The following is a 535-nucleotide window of genomic DNA, read 5'->3' on the forward strand; positions in this document are numbered from 1 at the left end:
GGCAGGATGCGGGCAGTCTGAGCGAGGAGGGAGCTCGCCTCCTGGACCCCACCGGTGTGTTCGGGGCGGGCGTTCCCATGTGTCCCCCCGAGGGGGACGCAGGCACGGGCATGGTGGCCACGCGGGCAGTCGAACCGCGCACGGGCAACGTCTCCGCAGGGACCTCCGTCTTCGCCATGGTCGTCCTGGAACGCTCCCTGGGCCGGGTGCATCCCGAGCTGGACCTGGTCGCCACGCCCGAGGGGTTTCCCGTGGCCATGGTGCATTCCAACAACGGAGCCTCGGAGTGGGACCAGTGGGTCGGGGTGTTCTCCGAGTTCGCCACGGCGGCCGGGGTGGATCTGCCACGTCATGCGCTCTATGACCTGCTCTACGCCCAGGCGTTGCAGGGCCCGGCGGACGGGGGCGGCCTGATGGCGTTCAACTTCCTCTCCGGCGAGCCGATAGTCGGCCTGGAGCACGGGAGGCCCCTGTCCCTGCGCAACCCCGGGGCTCCCCTGACACTCCAGGCGTTCATGCGCACCCAGCTCATGAC

Annotated in this window: 1 protein-coding gene; it reads left to right on the forward strand. The window is 70.1% G+C overall.

The window, feature by feature from the left end:
- Positions 1–113: 113 nt before the first annotated feature.
- On the forward strand, positions 114–535 hold a 422-nt coding region (locus tag FK530_RS25355), incomplete at its 3' end, for an FGGY-family carbohydrate kinase (protein ID WP_205124283.1).

The sequence above is a fragment of the Tsukamurella conjunctivitidis genome, assembly GCF_007858475.1.
GTDB lineage: Bacteria > Actinomycetota > Actinomycetes > Mycobacteriales > Mycobacteriaceae > Tsukamurella > Tsukamurella conjunctivitidis.